Consider the following 17,120-nt stretch of genomic DNA (forward strand, 5'->3'; position numbering starts at 1 on the left):
ATCAACGGGCTTGGTTCATGCGCTCGATAACCTGGCGGGTGATGTCGTACTGAGGTTTGACATCGATTACCGCGCCGCGCTCGAGCACCAGGTCAAAGCCACCTTTCTTGATGACCTCTTCCACCGCGCCGTCCAGCTTGGGCTTGAGTTGCTTGAGCATGTCACGGTCGGCCACGGCCTTGGCTTCGTTGAGCTCCTTGGACTGGAACTGGAAGTCACGGGCTTTCTGCTTGAATTCAAGCTCCAGGCGCTCACGCTCGGGCTGCTGCATCTTGTCGCCGCCCTTGATCAGGCGATCCTGGATGCCCTTCGCGCTGCTTTCCAGGCTCTTGAGCTTGGTCAGCTGCGGGCCGAACTTTTTCTCGGCATCCACGGCGTACTTCTTGGCGGCGTCCGATTCAAGCAGGGCCATCTGATAGTTCAGAACGGCAACCTTCATTTCGGCGAAAGCCGGGGTGGCGACCAGCGCCGCGGCCACTACGGCCATTTGGGTCAACTTGCGCACGATGAACTCCTGGATAAACCGTTGTCGTTAAGCAAGGGCCGACCTTAGAAGGTCTGGCCCAGAGAGAATTGGAACACCTGGGTGTCGGCATCGTCCGGCTTCTTGATCGGCATCGCCAGGCTGAAGCTCAGCGGGCCCAGGGCGGTGATCCACGTCACACCCACACCGACCGAACTGGCCATGTCGGAGAAGCCGACCTTGGCGCAATCGGGCTTCTTGCCGCAATTGGTGTCGAACACGTTACCCACATCCCAGAACACCGAGGTCCGCAGGGAACGCTGATCCTTGATGAACGGCATCGGGAACAGCAGTTCTACGCCGCCCTGCACCAGGACGTTGCCGCCGAAGGGTAGCGGGTCTTGGTCTGGGTCCGTGAGAGTGCCATTCTTACCTGTGCTCGGAGTACTACGGGGGCCGAGGCTGCTGTCTTTGAAGCCGCGGACAGAGTTGAAACCACCCGCATAGTAGTTCTCGTAGAATGGCAGGCCAGAGGTGCCCCCGAAACCGTCACCGTAGCCCAACTCAGTGTGCAGACGCAGGGTATAGTTCTGGCTGAGGGGCTTGAACAGCTGGCCACGGTAGTCCAGTTTGTAGAACGACAGGTCGCTGCCTGGGATGGTCGACTCCAGGGTCAGGCTCTGGGAATGGCCACGGGTCGCCAGTACACCTTTGTTCAGCGTGGATTCAGACCATCCGATCGACGCTTTGAAGTTGGTGAAGCTTTTGCCTTCCTTTTCAATGAAATCGAAGATCTCATCAACCGTGTATTTACCGGTTTTCAGCTTGTCCTGCTGCACGCTCAAACCATAGGTCAGGCGCGACGTTTCGCTGATCGGGTAACCCAGGCTGACGCCGGCACCCATGCTGTCCACCGCGTAGCTCGCCACGTCGACATCGAGATCATCGTAGTTGGTGCTGCGGTAGAAGGCGTTGTAACCCAGGCTCACGCCGTCGGCAGTGAAGTAGGGGTCCACGAAGCCGAAGTTGTAGCGGGTCTGGTATTCGGAACGGGTCAGGCCAACGGATACCTTGTTACCTGTACCCAGGAAGTTGGTCTGACTGATCGAACCACCCAGGATCAGGCCCGCACTCTGGGCGAAACCGACGCTGGCGGTGATCGAACCGGACGCCTGCTCTTCGACGCTGTAGTTCACGTCGACCTGGTCATCGGTACCCGGCACAGGCGGGGTCTCGACGTTCACATCCTTGAAGAAGCCCAGGCGTTCAAGGCGGGTCTTGGACTGGTCGATCAGGTAGGTCGAAGCCCAGCCGCCTTCCATCTGGCGCATCTCGCGGCGCAGCACTTCGTCTTCGGTCTTGGTGTTGCCACGGTAGTTGATGCGGTTGACGTAGGCGCGTTTGCCCGGGTCTACCACGAACATGATGTCGACCGTGTGGTCCTGGTCGTTCGGCTGCGGTACGCCGTTGACGTTGGCGAAGGTGTAGCCTTCGTTACCCAGGCGGCGGGTGATCAGCTCGGACGTGCTGGTCATGACCTTGCGCGAGAACACCTGGCCCGGCTGCACCAGCAGCAGCGACTTGACCTGGTCTTCCGGCACCTTCAGGTCACCGGACAGCTTCACGTCACGAACGGTGTATTTCTCACCCTCGTTGATGTTGACGGTGATGTAGACGTGCTTCTTGTCTGGCGTGATGGACACCTGGGTAGAGGCGATATCCATGTTGATGTAGCCGCGGTCCAGGTAGTAGGAACGCAGACGCTCCAGGTCACCGGACAGTTTTTCGCGGGCATACTTGTCGTCGTTCTTGAAGAACGACAGCCAGTTGGTGGTTTTCAGTTCGAACAGCTGCTGCAGGGTTTCGTCATCGAACACGTTGTTGCCAACGACGTTGATGTGCTGAATGGCAGCGACGGTGCCTTCGTTGATCTTGATCTTCAGCGCCACACGGTTGCGCGGCTGCGGCACCACTTCGGCATCGACCTCGGCCGAGTAGCGGCCCTGGGCCACGTATTGGCGCTGCAGCTCGTTACGCACACCTTCAAGGGTGGCGCGCTGGAAGATTTCACCTTCGGCCAGGCCCGACTGTTTCAGGCCTTTCATCAGGTCGTCGGTGCTGATCGCCTTGTTGCCTTCGATCTCGATGCTCGACACCGACGGGCGCTCGACCACGTTGATGATCAGAACATTGCCATCACGGTTCAGCTCGATGTCCTGGAAGAACCCGGTCTTGAACAGCGAGCGGGTAGATTCCACCAGACGACGGTCATCGGCCTGGTCGCCCACGTTGAGCGGCAAGGCGCCAAAGACGCTGCCGGCGGAAACCCGCTGCAGGCCGTTGACTCGAATATCGGAGATGGTGAAGGACTCGGCGTGAACTTCAGCGATCATCAGTGCGGAGAGGACCGCAGTTAGCAGCAGACGTTTCATGAAGTCCTTTTATTCCAACTGGCAATAAACAACCTGCCGTCATGAACGACAGGTTTCGCAATTGAGCGAAGCTTTTATAGTCGACCCAGATCGTTGATCAGGGCGAGCAGCATCACCCCCAAGACCAAACTGATACCGATCTGGACCCCCCAACCTTGTACCCGGTCCGACAGCGGGCGACCGCGCGCCCATTCGACCAGGTAGAACAGCAAATGCCCCCCATCCAGTACCGGGATGGGCAGCAGGTTAAGAACCCCCAGGCTTATGCTCAGGTAGGCCAGGAAATTCAGGAAATCCCCTACGCCGGACTGGGCTGAAGCGCCCGCCACTTTAGCAATGGTTATCGGTCCACTCAAGTTTTTTACCGAGAGCTCACCGAACAGCATTTTCTTCAGGGACTGCAGCGTCAGCACGCTCATGTTCCAGGTGCGCGACAAGCCCTCGCCAACCGCCTCCAGCGGGCCGTAGCGCACCTCACGCAGCATCGATGCTGGCCACTCGCCACCCTTCACCCCAGCCCCCAGGTACCCCGCAGCCGCACTGCCCTCGCCCTTGCGGCCCAAGGTGACCGGCAGGTCAAGCACGGCGCCGTCGCGCTGCACGCGCACTACCACCTTGGCGTCGGGACGGGCACGCACGCTGTCGACCACTTGCTGCCATTCAGCCACCGGCTTGCCATCGATGCTCAGCAGGGTGTCACCGGTTTTCAGGCCTGCGGCCCCTGCCGGGCCCTTGCTGTCGATTTCGGCCAACACCGGCACGATGGCCGGCCGCCAGGGGTGTAAGCCCAACGACTGGATCGGGTCGGGCTCATCAGCGCCTTTCAGCCAGCTGTCGAGTTTCACCTGACGTTGCTGTTCTGCGCTGGCGCCCTCGTCCCGCACACCCACTTGCAACGTGCCACTTTCACCCAGCCGGCGCACCAGCTGGAGGTTGACCGCCGACCAGCCGTTGGTCGGTTTCCCGTCGATGGAAACGATTTCCTGCCCGGCAACCAGCCCGGCAGAGGCCGCCAGGCTGCCCGCGTCTACGGCCCCGATCACCGGGCGTATCTGCTGGCTACCCAGCATGGCCAGAATCCAGAAGAACAGGATTGCCAACAGGAAGTTGGCAATCGGGCCGGCAGCCACGATCGCAATGCGCTGCCCCACCGGTTTGCGGTTGAACGATTGCCCTGCCAGCGAGGGCGGCACATCTCCCTCGCGTTCGTCGAGCATTTTCACGTAGCCGCCCAGCGGGATGGCCGCTATCACGAACTCGGTGCCATGGCGGTCATGCCAGCGCACCAGCGGCATACCGAAGCCGACCGAAAACCGCAGCACTTTTACACCGCAGCGCCGCGCTACCCAGAAGTGGCCGAATTCGTGGAAGGTGACCAGTACACCCAGGGCAACGAGGGTGCCGATAATCATGTAGAGCGCTGTCATGTCCATCTCCGAATGATGTGCAGCGGGCCGGCCTACACCGGCCCCTCATTACCTGGTCAAACTGGTATCAGCGCCCGTGACGCCTCAGCCATTCGCGGGCAAGCTCGCGGGCGCGCTGGTCGGCGGCAAACACCGCAGCCAGTGACGGCAGTGGCACGACCGGCTCCTGGTCCAGGACCTGTTCGATCATACTCGCGATATCCGGAAAGCGGATACGGCGGGCCAGAAATGCCTCGACCGCCACTTCGTTGGCCGCATTGAGCACAGCCGGGGCGCTGTGGCCCGCTTCTGCAGCCTGACGCGCCAGGCGCAGGCAGGGGAAACGCAGCTCGTCCGGCGCCTGGAAGTCCAGGCGGGCGATGCTGAACAGATCCAGCGGGGCAACCCCTGACGCTATCCGCTCCGGCCAGGCCAGGGCATTGGCGATGGGCGTACGCATGTCCGGGTTACCCAGCTGCGCCAGCACCGAACCGTCGACATAGTCGACCAGCGAGTGGATCACACTCTGCGGGTGCACCACCACTTCGACGTCGGCCGGCGCGGCATCGAACAACCAGCACGCCTCGATCAGCTCCAGGCCCTTGTTCATCATGCTGGCCGAGTCTACGGAAATCTTGCGCCCCATGGACCAGTTCGGGTGTGCACAGGCCTGCTCGGGGGTAACCTCGAGCAGCGCCTCGGCGGGCGTCTCACGGAACGGCCCACCCGATGCGGTCAGCAGGATGCGGCGAACACCCACGGCGCCGAGGCCCCGTGCGTAATCGGCCGGCATGCACTGGAAGATCGCGTTGTGCTCGCTGTCGATGGGCAGCAGTACCGCGCCGGAGCGCCTGACTGCGTCCATGAACAGGGCGCCCGACATCACCAGCGCTTCCTTGTTGGCCAGCAACACCTTCTTGCCCGCCTCGACCGCTGCCAGGGTGGGGCGCAGCCCAGCGGCGCCAACGATAGCCGCCATCACGGCGTCAACCTCCGAAGCCGAGGCCACCTGGCAAAGCCCTGCCTCGCCCTCGAGCACTTCAGTGGCACACCCGGCAGCCGCCATGCTGCTGCGCAACCGTGAGGCGGCCTCAGCCTCCGGCACCACCGCAAACACCGGGCGATGGCGCACGCACAGCTCAAGCAGCTCGTCGATGCGTGAGTACCCGGTGAGCGCGAACACCTGGTAGCGGTCCGGGTGCCGCGCGATCACATCCAGCGTACTCAGGCCGATAGAGCCGGTGGCACCGAGCACGGTGATCCGCTGCACAGCACTCACATCACACCCCATTCAGCAGCCCACAGCAGCACGGCGAACAGCGGAATGGCAGCAGTCAGGCTGTCGATACGGTCCAGCACACCACCGTGGCCCGGCAGCAGGTTGCTGCTGTCCTTGATGCCCGAGCGGCGCTTGAACATGCTCTCGGTCAGGTCGCCCACCACCGATGCCATCACCACCAGCGCAGCACCGACCAGGCCCAGCAGCACCTCGCCCACGCCCCACTCACGGCTGATGCCAACGGCCAGCGTGATGACCAGGCTCACCGCCAGGCCACCATAAACGCCCTCCCAGCTCTTGCCCGGGCTAACGTGCGGGGCCAGCTTGCGCTTGCCGAATGCTCGGCCAGAGAAATAGGCACCGATATCCGCCGCCCACACCAGTACCATCACCGACAGGATCAGCCAGTTGCCCAGTGGCCAGTGCTTGAGCAGCACCAGGCCCTGCCAGGCTGGCAGCAGCACCAGCAGGCCGATCAACAAACGGCAGGCGGCACTGGCCCACAGCTCACTGGTGCGCGGGTAGGTCAGTACCAGCCAGGTAGCCAGCCCCCACCAGATCACCGCCGCACCGAGCACCCAAGGGGCCAGTTCCGGCAACACGTAGAGCAGCATCAGCGCCCCGGCAACCACCAAGGCATAGGCGATACGCAGGGGCTGGGCCATCAGCCCGGCCAGGCGCGCCCACTCCCACGCACCGAGCGTTACCACCAGGCCGATGAACAGGGCGAAGTCACCCCCTTCGAGCAGGAAGAACCCACCCAGCGCTATCGGCAACAGGATCAGCGCGGTAATGATGCGTTGTTTAAGCATTAAGCACGAGCTCCAGCCTCGACCTGCTCGCTGGTCTTACCAAAGCGGCGCTGGCGCGAAGCGAAATCGGCCAATGCCTTACGCATGGCCTCGTGTTTGAAGTCCGGCCAGAAAAGGTCGGAGAAATACAGCTCGGCGTAGGCCAGCTGCCAAAGCAGGAAATTGCTGATGCGGTGCTCGCCCCCCGTTCGGATGCACAAGTCGGGCAACGGCAGATCGCCCGTGGACAGGCAGGTTTGCAGCAGGCCCGGAGTGATGTCGTCAGGGCGCAGATGCCCGGCCTGCACCTCCCGCGCAAGCCGCTGGGCCGCCTGGGCGATATCCCATTGCCCGCCATAGTTGGCCGCGATCTGCAGGATGAAACGGTTGTTGCCGGCAGTCAGTGCCTCGGCCTCGCGCATGGCGGCCTGCAGCTCAGGGTGGAACCGCGAGCGGTCGCCAATGATGCGCAGGCTGATGTTGTTCTCGTTCAGCCGCCGGGCCTCCCGGCGCAACGCCGAGAAGAACAGCTCCATGAGGGCACCGACCTCCTCGGCCGGCCGCTGCCAGTTTTCACTGGAGAAGGCGAACAGCGTGAGCACCTCGACACCCGCCTCGGCGCACACTTCGATGACCGCACGAACGGCGTCCACACCCGCCTTGTGGCCGGCAACCCCGGGCAACAGGCGGCGTTTCGCCCAGCGGTTGTTGCCGTCCATGATGATCGCGACGTGACGCGGCACCGAACACGGCACCGCTGGCTTGGTCTTTTCCATCAAAAAAAACCTGGCCTCAGACGGCCATCAGGTCCTTTTCCTTGGCCTTGAACGCAGCATCGACCTCGGCAACGAACTTGTCGGTCAGCTTCTGGATTTCATCGGCCGCGCGACGCTCTTCGTCCTCGCTGATTTCCTTGTCCTTGGTCAGCTTTTTCAGGTCTGCCAGGGCATCGCGGCGCACGTTACGCACAGCTACCTTGGCATCCTCGGCCACGCCACTGGCCTGCTTGGTATAGCCTTTGCGGGTTTCTTCGGTCAGGGCAGGCATCGGCACGCGTATGGTAGTGCCAGCGCTCGACGGGTTCAGGCCCAGGTCCGAGGTGAGGATAGCCTTCTCGATAGCCGCGCTCAGGTTCTTGTCATGGGCGACGATCTTCAAGGTGCGAGCGTCTTCGACGCTGATCGCAGCAACCTGGTTCAGCGGCATCTCGCTACCCCAGGCAGGCACCTTGACGCTGTCCAGGATGCTTGGGTGGGCGCGACCGGTGCGGATGGCCGCCAGGTTGCGAGCCAGGGCCTCCAGGGACTTGCCCATGCGGTCCTGAGCGTCTTTCTTGATGTCGTTGATCATGCTTGGCCTTCCTCGATCAAAGTGCCTTCAGCGCCGCCCACCACGATATTCAGCAGGGCGCCAGGCTTGTTCATGTTGAATACCCGCAATGGCATCTTGTGGTCACGGCACAGGCAGATTGCGGTCAGGTCCATCACACCCAGCTTGCGATCCAGAACCTCGTCATAGGTCAGGCGATCGAACTTCTCGGCATGCGGGTCCTTGAATGGGTCAGCAGTGTACACACCATCGACCTTGGTCGCCTTCAGCACCACGTCGGCATCGATTTCGATGGCGCGCAGACAGGCTGCGGAGTCGGTGGTGAAGAACGGGTTGCCGGTACCGGCGGAGAAAATTACCACATCCCCGGAGTTGAGGTGACGGATAGCTTTGCGGCGGTCGTAGTGGTCGGTGACACCCACCATGGAAATGGCCGACATGACCAGCGCCGGGATATTCGAACGCTCCAGGGCATCGCGCATCGCCAGGGCGTTCATCACCGTGGCCAGCATGCCCATGTGGTCGCCGGTAACGCGGTCCATGCCGGCAGCGCTCAGTGCGGCGCCGCGGAACAGGTTGCCACCGCCGATGACCAGGCCCACCTGAACACCGATCCCAACCAGCTGGCCCACTTCAAGGGCCATGCGATCGAGCACCTTCGGGTCGATCCCGAAGTCTTCCGAGCCCATCAGGGCCTCGCCGCTAAGTTTGAGCAAAATGCGTTTATAGCGAGGTTGGCGACCACTCACCTGCTGAGCCATTGCGAGTCTCTCCTGCGGCGTACTGTAGAAAATTCGTGCGGGCTGTTTGCAGCCTGCTAACTGTAGCGTGGCACCGGGTAGGCGCCAGCGGCGGCAGGGTTCGATGAACCCCTCGCCGTTTTGACAAAGAGGCCGCGCGCGTGAGCGGGCAGCCTCTTCGGGGCGACAGACGGGGCTGTCTTACTGCTTGGCAGCAGCTACTTGAGCAGCCACTTCGGCAGCGAAGTCGTCAACCGGCTTCTCGATACCTTCGCCGACCTTGAAGTAGGTGAAGGAAACGATTTCTGCACCGGCTTTTTTAGCCAGGGCGCCCACTTTGACTTCTGGATCCATGACGAACGCCTGCTCTTTCAGCGAGGCTTCAGCCTTGAACTTGGAAATACGGCCGTTGATCATGTTCTCAACGATGTTTTCCGGCTTGCCGGCGATCTTGTCGGCGTTCAGTTGCAGGAACACGCCCTTCTCACGCTCGATGGCTTCAGCGGAGATTTCCGACGAGTCCAGGAACTCAGGGTTCGACGCTGCAACGTGCATGGCGATGTTCTTGGCCAGCTCGACGTCACCGCCTTGCAGAACAACAACGGCGCCGATCTTGTTGCCGTGCAGGTAAGCACCAACCACGTCACCTTCAACACGCACCAGGCGGCGGATGTTGACGTTTTCGCCGCACTTGGCTACCAGGGCTTCACGGGCAGCTTCACGCGAGGCGATCAGCGGGGCTGCGTCGGTCAGCTTCTGGGCGAAGGCTTCTTCCAGGCTTTCGGCCACGAAGTTCTTGAAGTCGTCTTGCAGAGCCAGGAAGTCGGTCTGCGAGTTCACTTCCAGCAGAACGGCGGCTTTGCCGTCGGTCTTGACGGCGATAGCGCCTTCAGCAGCCACGTTGCCAGCCTTCTTGGCGGCCTTGATGGCGCCGGAGGCACGCATGTCGTCAATGGCTTTTTCGATGTCGCCGTCGGCCTTTTCCAGGGCCTTCTTGCAATCCATCATGCCTTCGCCGGTACGCTCGCGCAGTTCTTTTACCAGCGCTGCAGTAATTGCTGCCATTTCAAAATCCTCTTGGAAAGTTTTTCAACCATTCCACCCGTTGCTCACGGGCGTTCAATTCTGCGAATCCGCTGTTGTGTTCAGCCAGCCCATGATGCGGGGCCATCGCTGACAGCAGGATTTCAAGGTGGCAAAAAGGGGGCAGAGCCCCCTTTTTGCGTGCCAAGTCGACGCTAGCGTCTATTACTCGGCAGCCGGTGCAGCCGCTTCTTCAGCGTAGACTTCGGTGCCGCCAGCAACGTTGTTGCGGCCACGGATCACAGCGTCAGCCATGGAAGTCATGTACAGCTCGATAGCGCGAATGGCGTCATCGTTACCTGGGATGATGTAGTCAACACCTTCCGGGCTGCTGTTGGTATCGACAACGCCGATAACCGGGATACCCAGTTTGTTGGCTTCGGTGATCGCGATGCGCTCGTGATCAACGTCGATGACGAACAGAGCGTCAGGCAGACCACCCATGTCCTTGATGCCACCCAGGCTGCGGTCCAGTTTTTCCAGATCGCGGGAGCGCATAAGGGCTTCTTTCTTGGTCAGCTTGGCGAAGGTGCCGTCATCGGCCTGGGTTTCCAGGTCGCGCAGACGCTTGATCGAAGCGCGGATGGTCTTGTAGTTGGTCAGCATGCCGCCCAACCAACGGTGGTCAACGTACGGCGAACCGCAACGAGCAGCTTGCTCGGCGACGATCTTGCCGGCGGAACGCTTGGTGCCGACGAACAGGATCTTGTTCTTGCCCTGGGCCAGGCGCTCAACGAACGACAGTGCGTCGTTGAACATCGGCAGGGTTTTTTCCAGGTTGACGATGTGGATCTTGTTGCGCGCGCCGAAAATGTACTTGCCCATTTTCGGGTTCCAGTAACGGGTCTGGTGGCCGAAGTGCACACCGGCCTTCAGCATATCGCGCATGTTGACTTGGGACATGATAGTTCCTTGATAAGTCGGGTTGGGCCTCCACGTATCCCAATGACCAACCCGCGAGTTCTGCAACTCGGGGCACCCAGGCCATCGTGTCGACACGTGTGTGGGTTTGTGTGCAGACGGGCCTGGGCCCGAAAGCGGCGCATGTTATACCACAGTGCGCGCGCAAACGGAACCTGAAAACTGCCCCCGCGCTGCAGGCGCCCTGCCATGACTGAAACAGCCTGAACCCCGCAGCTCTGTTAGAATGAAGGCTTTCCTGTTTTAGCGCGCCGCGTGCGGCGCAGTGAAGAGAGCCTGTAATGACCGTCACCATCAAGACTGCAGAAGACATCGAGAAGATGCGCATCGCCGGCCGTCTGGCTGCCGAGGTGCTGGAAATGATCGAAGAGCACGTCAAGCCCGGCGTCACCACCGAAACCCTCGACCGCCTGTGCCACGACTACATCGTCAACGTGCAGCAGGCCATTCCGGCGCCGCTCAACTACAAGGGCTACCCCAAGTCGATCTGCACCTCCATCAACCACGTGGTCTGTCATGGTATCCCCAACGACAAACCACTCAAGGACGGTGACACACTGAACATCGACATCACCGTGATCAAGGACGGCTACCACGGCGACACCAGCCGCATGTTCCATGTGGGTACCGTGCCGCAGTGGGCCGAACGGCTGTCACGCGTCACCCAGGAATGCCTGTACAAGGCCATCGAACTGGTGAAGCCAGGCTGCCGCCTGGGCGATATCGGCGAAGTGATCCAGAAGCACGCTGAAAAGAATGGTTTTTCCGTGGTGCGAGAGTTCTGCGGCCATGGCATCGGCAAGGTGTTCCACGAAGAGCCGCAGATTCTGCACTACGGCCGTGCCGGCACGGGCATGGAGCTTAAAGAAGGCATGACCTTCACCATCGAGCCGATGATCAACCAGGGCAAGGCCGACACCAAGGTACTGGGCGACGGCTGGACCGCCATCACCAAGGACCGCAAGCTTTCGGCGCAGTGGGAACACACCCTGGTGGTCACCGCCACAGGCTACGAAATCTTCACCCTGCGCAAGGACGACACCATCGCGCGCATCTCGGCCTGAACAGGCACAGCCCACACCACAGGAGCGTGACCCGATGCCACAGGTGGACCCCGAACTGTTCGACCGCGGCCAGTTCCAGGCAGAACTTGCCCTGAAGGCCAGCCCTGTGGCTGCCTTCAAGAAGGCCATCCGCCAGGCCGGCGAGGTGCTGGACAAGCGTTTTCGCGCCGGCAGCGCCATTCGCCCGCTGATCGAAGCACGCGCCTGGCTGGTGGACAACGTGCTGCAACAGGCCTGGAACCAGTTCGACTGGGGTGACCACAGCGGCATCGCACTGGTCGCCGTCGGCGGTTACGGGCGCGGCGAACTGCACCCGCATTCGGATATCGACCTGCTGATACTGCTGGGCGCGGCAGAACATGAACAGTACCGCGATGCCATTGAGCGGTTTCTCACGCTGCTGTGGGACATAGGCCTGGAAGTGGGCCAGAGCGTGCGCACCGTCGATGAGTGCGCCGAACAGGCCCGTGCTGACCTCACGGTCATCACCAACCTGATGGAAAGCCGCACCATCACCGGCCCCGAGGCCTTGCGCCAGCGCATGCTCGAGGTCACCAGCACCGCGCACATGTGGCCCAGCCGGGAGTTCTTCCTGGCCAAGCGCGCCGAACTCAAGGCGCGCCACCACAAGTACAACGACACCGAGTACAACCTGGAGCCCAACGTCAAGGGTTCACCCGGGGGCCTTCGTGACATCCAGACGGTGCTGTGGGTAGCACGCCGCCAGTACGGCACACTCAACCTGCACGCCCTGGCCGGCGAAGGGTTTCTACTGGAAAGCGAAAACGAGCTTCTGGCCTCGTCCCAGGACTTCCTGTGGCGGGTGCGCTATGCCCTGCATATGCTGGCAGGCCGCGCCGAAGACCGCCTGCTGTTTGACCATCAGCGCAGCATCGCCGCCCTGCTGGGCTACAGCGATGACAACCCGAAGCGCGCCATCGAGCAGTTCATGCAGCAGTACTACCGGGTGGTGATGAGCATCAGCCAGCTGTGTGACCTGATCATCCAGCACTTCGAAGAAGTGATCCTGGCCGATGACGACAGTGGTACCACCCAGCCGCTGAATGCACGGTTCCGCCTGCATGACGGCTACATCGAGGCCGTGCGCCCCAATGTGTTCCGGCGTACCCCGTTCGCCATGCTGGAAATGTTCGTGTTGATGGCCCAGCACCCCGACATCAAGGGCGTGCGGGCAGATACCGTGCGGCTGCTGCGCGAGCACCGGCACCTGATCGACGACAGTTTCCGTACCGATATCCGCAACACCAGCCTGTTCATCGAACTGTTCAAGTGTGAAATCGGTATCCACCGCAACCTGCGGCGCATGAACCGCTACGGCATCCTCGGGCGCTACCTGCCGGAGTTCGGCCTGATCGTGGGGCAGATGCAGCACGACCTGTTCCACATCTATACGGTCGACGCCCACACGCTCAACCTCATCAAGCACCTGCGTAAACTGCAGTACACGCCGGTGTCCGAGAAATTCCCGCTGGCCAGCAAGCTCATGGGGCGCCTGCCCAAGCCTGAGCTTATTTACCTGGCCGGTCTTTATCACGATATCGGCAAGGGTCGCCAGGGTGACCACTCCGAGCTGGGCGCAGTGGATGCCCAGGCGTTCTGCGAGCGCCATCAATTGCCCGCCTGGGACAGCCGGCTGATCGTCTGGCTGGTGCAGAACCACCTGGTCATGTCCACCACGGCCCAGCGCAAGGACCTGTCAGACCCGCAGGTGATCCACGATTTCGCCCTGCACGTGGGCGACGAAACGCGGCTGGACTACCTGTATGTGCTGACCGTGGCCGATATCAACGCCACCAACCCCAGCCTGTGGAACTCGTGGCGGGCCAGCTTGCTGCGCCAGTTGTACACCGAAACCAAGCGCGCCTTGCGCCGCGGCCTGGAAAACCCGCTGGACCGCGAAGAGCAGATCCGCCAGACCCAGTCCGCTGCCCTGGATATCCTGGTGCGCCAGGGTATCGACCCGGACGACGTCGAGCAGCTGTGGTCGCAGCTGGGCGATGACTACTTCCTCAAGCACAATGCAGCCGACGTTGCCTGGCACAGCGATGCGATCCTGCAGCAGCCTGCTGACGGCGGGCCACTGGTGCTGATCAAGGAAACCACTCAACGCGAATTCGAGGGTGGCACGCAGATTTTCATCTACGCCCCCGACCAACACGACTTCTTCGCGGTGACCGTGGCGGCGATGTCGCAGTTGAACCTGAACATTCATGATGCGCGCATCATCACCTCCAGCAGCCAGTTCACCCTCGACACCTATATCGTGCTGGACAACGACGGCGGCGCGATCGGCGACAACCCACAGCGGGTCCGGCAGATTCGCGATGGCCTCACCGAGGCGCTGCGCAACCCGGAAGACTACCCGACCATCATTCAGCGCCGGGTGCCGCGCCAGCTCAAGCATTTCGATTTCCCGCCCCTTGTGACCATCCTCAACGATGCCCAGCGGCCAGTCACCATCCTTGAGATCACCGCTCCCGACCGCCCGGGGCTGCTGGCCCGGCTGGGGCGCATTTTCCTCGAGTTCGACCTGTCGCTGCAAAACGCCAAGATCGCCACCTTGGGCGAACGGGTGGAAGACGTGTTCTTCATCACCGACGCCGACAACCAGCCACTGTCCGACCCACAGCTGTGCAGCCGCCTGCAGGAGGCCATCGTGCAGCAGTTGCAAGCCGGCCAAGCCAGCACACCCCCTGCACGCGTGACTTTTTGACGACCAGACGATTGACGAGACCTTGCGCCAATGAACCATGCCTTGACCCAGCTCCAGCCTTACCCCTTCGAAAAGCTTCGCGCCCTGCTGGCCAGCGTTTCACCTGCGGCGGACAAACGTGCAATCGCCCTGTCGATCGGCGAACCCAAGCACACCTCGCCGGCGTTCGTGGCCCAGGCGATGGCAGACAACCTCGACAAGCTGGCGGTGTACCCCAGCACCCTGGGCCTGCCAGCCTTGCGCCAGGCGATCGGCCAATGGTGCGAGCAACGCTTTGGCGTGCCAGCGGGTTGGCTGGATGCCGACCGCCACATCCTGCCGGTCAATGGCACCCGCGAAGCGTTGTTCGCTTTCACCCAGGCAGTGGTGAACCGCAGCGATGACGGCCTGGTGGTCAGCCCCAACCCGTTCTATCAAATATACGAAGGTGCCGCCCTGCTCGCCGGTGCGACCCCGCATTACCTGCCATGCCTGGAAGATAACGGTTTCAACCCCGATTTCGATGCCGTGCCGGCAGAGGTCTGGCAGCGCTGCCAGGTGCTGTTCCTGTGCTCGCCAGGCAACCCAACCGGCGCCCTGGTGCCCCTCGACACTTTGAAAAAGCTGATCGCGCTGGCTGACGAACACGACTTCGTGATCGCCGCCGACGAGTGTTACAGCGAGCTGTATTTCGACGAAGAGGCGCCACCCCCTGGGTTGCTGACCGCCTGTGCCGAACTGGGGCGCAGCGATTTCAAGCGCTGTGTGGTGTTCCACAGCCTGTCCAAACGCTCCAACCTGCCGGGCCTGCGTTCAGGTTTCGTCGCGGGCGATGCCGACATCATCAAGCCCTTCCTGCTGTATCGCACCTACCATGGCTGCGCCATGCCGGTGCAAACCCAGATGGCCAGCATCGCCGCCTGGCAGGACGAAGCCCATGTGCGGGCCAACCGCGACCAGTACCGGGCCAAGTACGACGCCGTGCTGGACATTCTTCAGCCGGTGATGGACGTGCAACGCCCCGATGGCAGCTTCTACCTGTGGGCAAAGGTGCCCGGTGATGATGCCGCGTTCACCCGCGACCTGTTTGCGTCCCAGCATGTGACGGTGGTCCCGGGTTCGTACCTGTCCCGCGAGGTACATGGCGTAAACCCGGGCGCAGGGCGTGTACGCATGGCGCTGGTAGCGCCGCTGGCAGAATGTATCGAGGCGGCTGAGCGGATTCGGGCTTTCCTTACGGCGTAAAAAGGCGGTGCATAGTTGAGGCATGCACGGGCACTCCATGATCGAGACTCAAGCGCTCAGATCAGGAGAACCTCGCATGCTTCCACTGCCCTTTTGCCGCTGCCGTACCGATAAAGACCCGCAGCTTTCCTATGAGAACGCCATCGCCATCAACCCGCTGAACGCCTTGGCCAGCGCCTCGTCCGCTCGCCGTAAAAAACGCTCGGTTGCCGAACACGGCAAGCTTTGGCCGACAGGCAGCACACTCAATATCGCGTTTCTGGGCGCACCGGCGCCCGAGCTCAGGGAAGCCATTATTGATGTCGCGGTCGGTTGGCTGGCCTACGGCAACCTTCGCTTCCGCTTCATGAAGAACAACGCCCCTGAAGCAGATATCACCATCCTGACCACCCACGAAAGAGGGCCGATCAACGAATGTTCGATCGGCACCGACTGCCTGCTGGACCGACCTGCCGAGTCAATGGTGCTGACGGTCAGGCCGGATAATGGCGAATACTTCACCAATACCGTTTTGCATGAGTTTGGTCATGCCTTGGGCGCACAGCATGAGCACCAGCATCCGGATGCCCGAATCCCCTGGAACAGGCAGCGCTTGCTGGAACTGCACACAGGGGCAGGTGGCTGGACTGAGCAGGATGTCGATGAACAGTATTTCAACCCATTGGAGGTCTCAGGTTTATTGATGACTGACTATGACCCCCTGTCCGTCATGCACTACCCGGTTTCCCCGGCACTCACTGACGGCTTGTTCGAGATACCGCTCAATACCGAGCTGAGCGAGAAAGACAAAACCTTCATGCGCCTTGCCTACCCGTATTGATCATGGAGTAACCGGGCTGCGCTCAGCGTTAACTATCTACCGCCGCACAGCCACTCAAGGCCCGCACCATGGTGCTTTCTTCACAGGAGACGTCCACCATGGTCACTTCCAGACTCCCTCAGCGCCTGGACCAACTGTCGCCCGCTCAGTCCAGGGCTCTTGCCTTCAAAGAAAGCCCGCGGAATCTGCGGTCGGGCAGCCTTCTCACCCGCTCCATGGGCCCCACCGGCAAACTGTGGCAGCCAGGCCGACTGCTCAGGGTGTCATTCGTGAGTAACGGCCGCGAGGCGCTCAAAGCCCGCATCTACGAACTGGGCCGTTCCTGGATCGACCTGTCGGGCGCGAACCTGCTCATGGAGCGGGTCGAAGATAACGACCCGAGCGCCGAGATCAGGATTTGCTGTGCCCCCGAGGCCTACCTGAACGGTACGCACCTGGGCACCAATATCCTCGAGAGTGGCTCGCCCAACCTGATGTTGTGCTTCGAACCCGGTGAAGAGCTGTTCGAATTCACGGTGCTGCACGAATTCGGCCATATCTTCGGCCTGGACCACGAACACCAGCACCCGGAAGCGGACATCCCATGGAATGACCGGGCCATGCAGTACTACGCCAGAGAGTTGGGCGGGGCAAGCGAAGAAGAAGTTCGCAAGCAGGTGTTCAACAAACGCCCGTCCGCCGACCTCGTCAACATTGGCTACGATCCACATTCGGTGATGCACTACCCGGTAGAACCCTTCCTGACCACCAACGGCTGGCGGGTGGGCATCAACGCCGAACTGAGTGAAAAGGACCTTTCATTCATGCGTGAAGCCTACCCACATTGACCGGTAC

Annotated in this window: 15 protein-coding genes; 5 read left to right on the forward strand and 10 right to left on the reverse strand. The window is 61.5% G+C overall.

The window, feature by feature from the left end:
- Window position 1: 1 nt before the first annotated feature.
- The 10 genes from IAE33_RS01045 to rpsB all read right to left on the reverse strand — a co-directional run bounded on the left by IAE33_RS01045 (window position 2) and on the right by rpsB (window position 10,426).
- The gene (locus IAE33_RS01045) at window positions 2–505 is read right to left on the reverse strand and encodes an OmpH family outer membrane protein (protein ID WP_028634988.1); all 504 of its coding nucleotides are present in this window, start codon (window positions 503–505) and stop codon (window positions 2–4) included.
- Window positions 506–549: 44 nt separating this feature from the next.
- A complete protein-coding gene (gene bamA / locus IAE33_RS01050) occupies window positions 550–2,895 on the reverse strand; it encodes an outer membrane protein assembly factor BamA (RefSeq protein WP_201161751.1) in 2,346 nt (781 codons plus the stop codon).
- Window positions 2,896–2,969: 74 nt separating this feature from the next.
- On the reverse strand, window positions 2,970–4,322 hold the full coding sequence (rseP, locus tag IAE33_RS01055) for an RIP metalloprotease RseP (RefSeq protein ID WP_201161752.1): 1,353 nt from the start codon (window positions 4,320–4,322) through the stop codon (window positions 2,970–2,972).
- 67 nt (window positions 4,323–4,389) lie between these two features.
- Window positions 4,390–5,580 carry a 1-deoxy-D-xylulose-5-phosphate reductoisomerase gene (ispC, locus tag IAE33_RS01060; protein ID WP_201161753.1) on the reverse strand — a complete coding sequence of 397 codons (1,191 nt, stop codon included), beginning with the start codon at window positions 5,578–5,580 and terminating at the stop codon, window positions 4,390–4,392.
- On the reverse strand, window positions 5,577–6,392 hold the full coding sequence (locus IAE33_RS01065) for a phosphatidate cytidylyltransferase (RefSeq protein ID WP_201161754.1): 816 nt from the start codon (window positions 6,390–6,392) through the stop codon (window positions 5,577–5,579). The genes ispC and IAE33_RS01065 overlap by 4 nt, the downstream gene beginning before the upstream one ends.
- Window positions 6,392–7,147 (reverse strand): polyprenyl diphosphate synthase, encoded by a 756-nt coding sequence (uppS, locus tag IAE33_RS01070; protein WP_201161755.1) that lies wholly within the window; start codon window positions 7,145–7,147, stop codon window positions 6,392–6,394. Before uppS ends, IAE33_RS01065 begins: the two co-directional genes overlap by 1 nt.
- Window positions 7,148–7,163: 16 nt before the next feature.
- Window positions 7,164–7,721 (reverse strand): ribosome recycling factor, encoded by a 558-nt coding sequence (frr, locus tag IAE33_RS01075; RefSeq protein ID WP_028634982.1) that lies wholly within the window; start codon window positions 7,719–7,721, stop codon window positions 7,164–7,166.
- A complete protein-coding gene (gene pyrH / locus IAE33_RS01080) occupies window positions 7,718–8,461 on the reverse strand; it encodes a UMP kinase (protein ID WP_028634981.1) in 744 nt (247 codons plus the stop codon). Before pyrH ends, frr begins: the two co-directional genes overlap by 4 nt.
- A gap of 180 nt (window positions 8,462–8,641) precedes the next feature.
- Entirely contained in the window at window positions 8,642–9,505 is an 864-nt protein-coding gene (gene tsf / locus IAE33_RS01085) for a translation elongation factor Ts (RefSeq protein WP_028634980.1), read from the reverse strand.
- A 183-nt stretch (window positions 9,506–9,688) separates the two neighbouring features.
- Entirely contained in the window at window positions 9,689–10,426 is a 738-nt protein-coding gene (gene rpsB / locus IAE33_RS01090) for a 30S ribosomal protein S2 (protein WP_028634979.1), read from the reverse strand.
- Between the two features lie 299 nt (window positions 10,427–10,725).
- Between rpsB and map the strand changes: the two genes are divergently transcribed.
- The 5 genes from map to IAE33_RS01115 all read left to right on the forward strand — a co-directional run bounded on the left by map (window position 10,726) and on the right by IAE33_RS01115 (window position 17,113).
- Window positions 10,726–11,508, forward strand: a complete 783-nt coding sequence (map, locus tag IAE33_RS01095; RefSeq protein ID WP_201161756.1) for a type I methionyl aminopeptidase — start codon at window positions 10,726–10,728, stop codon at window positions 11,506–11,508.
- 34 nt (window positions 11,509–11,542) lie between these two features.
- Window positions 11,543–14,242 carry a [protein-PII] uridylyltransferase gene (locus IAE33_RS01100; RefSeq protein WP_201161757.1) on the forward strand — a complete coding sequence of 900 codons (2,700 nt, stop codon included), beginning with the start codon at window positions 11,543–11,545 and terminating at the stop codon, window positions 14,240–14,242.
- A 30-nt stretch (window positions 14,243–14,272) separates the two neighbouring features.
- A complete protein-coding gene (gene dapC / locus IAE33_RS01105; RefSeq protein WP_201161758.1) occupies window positions 14,273–15,466 on the forward strand; it encodes a succinyldiaminopimelate transaminase in 1,194 nt (397 codons plus the stop codon).
- 76 nt (window positions 15,467–15,542) lie between these two features.
- The gene (locus IAE33_RS01110) at window positions 15,543–16,286 is read left to right on the forward strand and encodes a peptidase M12 (protein WP_201161759.1); all 744 of its coding nucleotides are present in this window, start codon (window positions 15,543–15,545) and stop codon (window positions 16,284–16,286) included.
- A 269-nt stretch (window positions 16,287–16,555) separates the two neighbouring features.
- Window positions 16,556–17,113 carry a hypothetical protein gene (locus IAE33_RS01115; protein WP_201161760.1) on the forward strand — a complete coding sequence of 186 codons (558 nt, stop codon included), beginning with the start codon at window positions 16,556–16,558 and terminating at the stop codon, window positions 17,111–17,113.
- The last annotated feature ends 7 nt before the right edge of the window (window positions 17,114–17,120 follow it).

Source organism: Pseudomonas sp. S60 (assembly GCF_016647865.1).
Lineage (GTDB): Bacteria > Pseudomonadota > Gammaproteobacteria > Pseudomonadales > Pseudomonadaceae > Aquipseudomonas > Aquipseudomonas parafulva.

Excerpts from the sequence above, each read along its gene's own strand:
- bamA (WP_201161751.1), bottom strand. The coding sequence starts at position 2,895 with ATGAAACGTCTGCTGCTAACTGCGGTCCTCTCCGCACTGATGATCGCT.
- rseP (WP_201161752.1), bottom strand. The coding sequence starts at position 4,322 with ATGACAGCGCTCTACATGATTATCGGCACCCTCGTTGCCCTGGGTGTA.
- IAE33_RS01065 (WP_201161754.1), bottom strand. The coding sequence starts at position 6,392 with ATGCTTAAACAACGCATCATTACCGCGCTGATCCTGTTGCCGATAGCG.
- uppS (WP_201161755.1), bottom strand. The coding sequence starts at position 7,147 with ATGGAAAAGACCAAGCCAGCGGTGCCGTGTTCGGTGCCGCGTCACGTC.
- frr (WP_028634982.1), bottom strand. The coding sequence starts at position 7,721 with ATGATCAACGACATCAAGAAAGACGCTCAGGACCGCATGGGCAAGTCC.
- pyrH (WP_028634981.1), bottom strand. The coding sequence starts at position 8,461 with ATGGCTCAGCAGGTGAGTGGTCGCCAACCTCGCTATAAACGCATTTTG.
- tsf (WP_028634980.1), bottom strand. The coding sequence starts at position 9,505 with ATGGCAGCAATTACTGCAGCGCTGGTAAAAGAACTGCGCGAGCGTACC.
- rpsB (WP_028634979.1), bottom strand. The coding sequence starts at position 10,426 with ATGTCCCAAGTCAACATGCGCGATATGCTGAAGGCCGGTGTGCACTTC.
- map (WP_201161756.1), top strand. The coding sequence starts at position 10,726 with ATGACCGTCACCATCAAGACTGCAGAAGACATCGAGAAGATGCGCATC.
- IAE33_RS01100 (WP_201161757.1), top strand. The coding sequence starts at position 11,543 with ATGCCACAGGTGGACCCCGAACTGTTCGACCGCGGCCAGTTCCAGGCA.
- dapC (WP_201161758.1), top strand. The coding sequence starts at position 14,273 with ATGAACCATGCCTTGACCCAGCTCCAGCCTTACCCCTTCGAAAAGCTT.
- IAE33_RS01110 (WP_201161759.1), top strand. The coding sequence starts at position 15,543 with ATGCTTCCACTGCCCTTTTGCCGCTGCCGTACCGATAAAGACCCGCAG.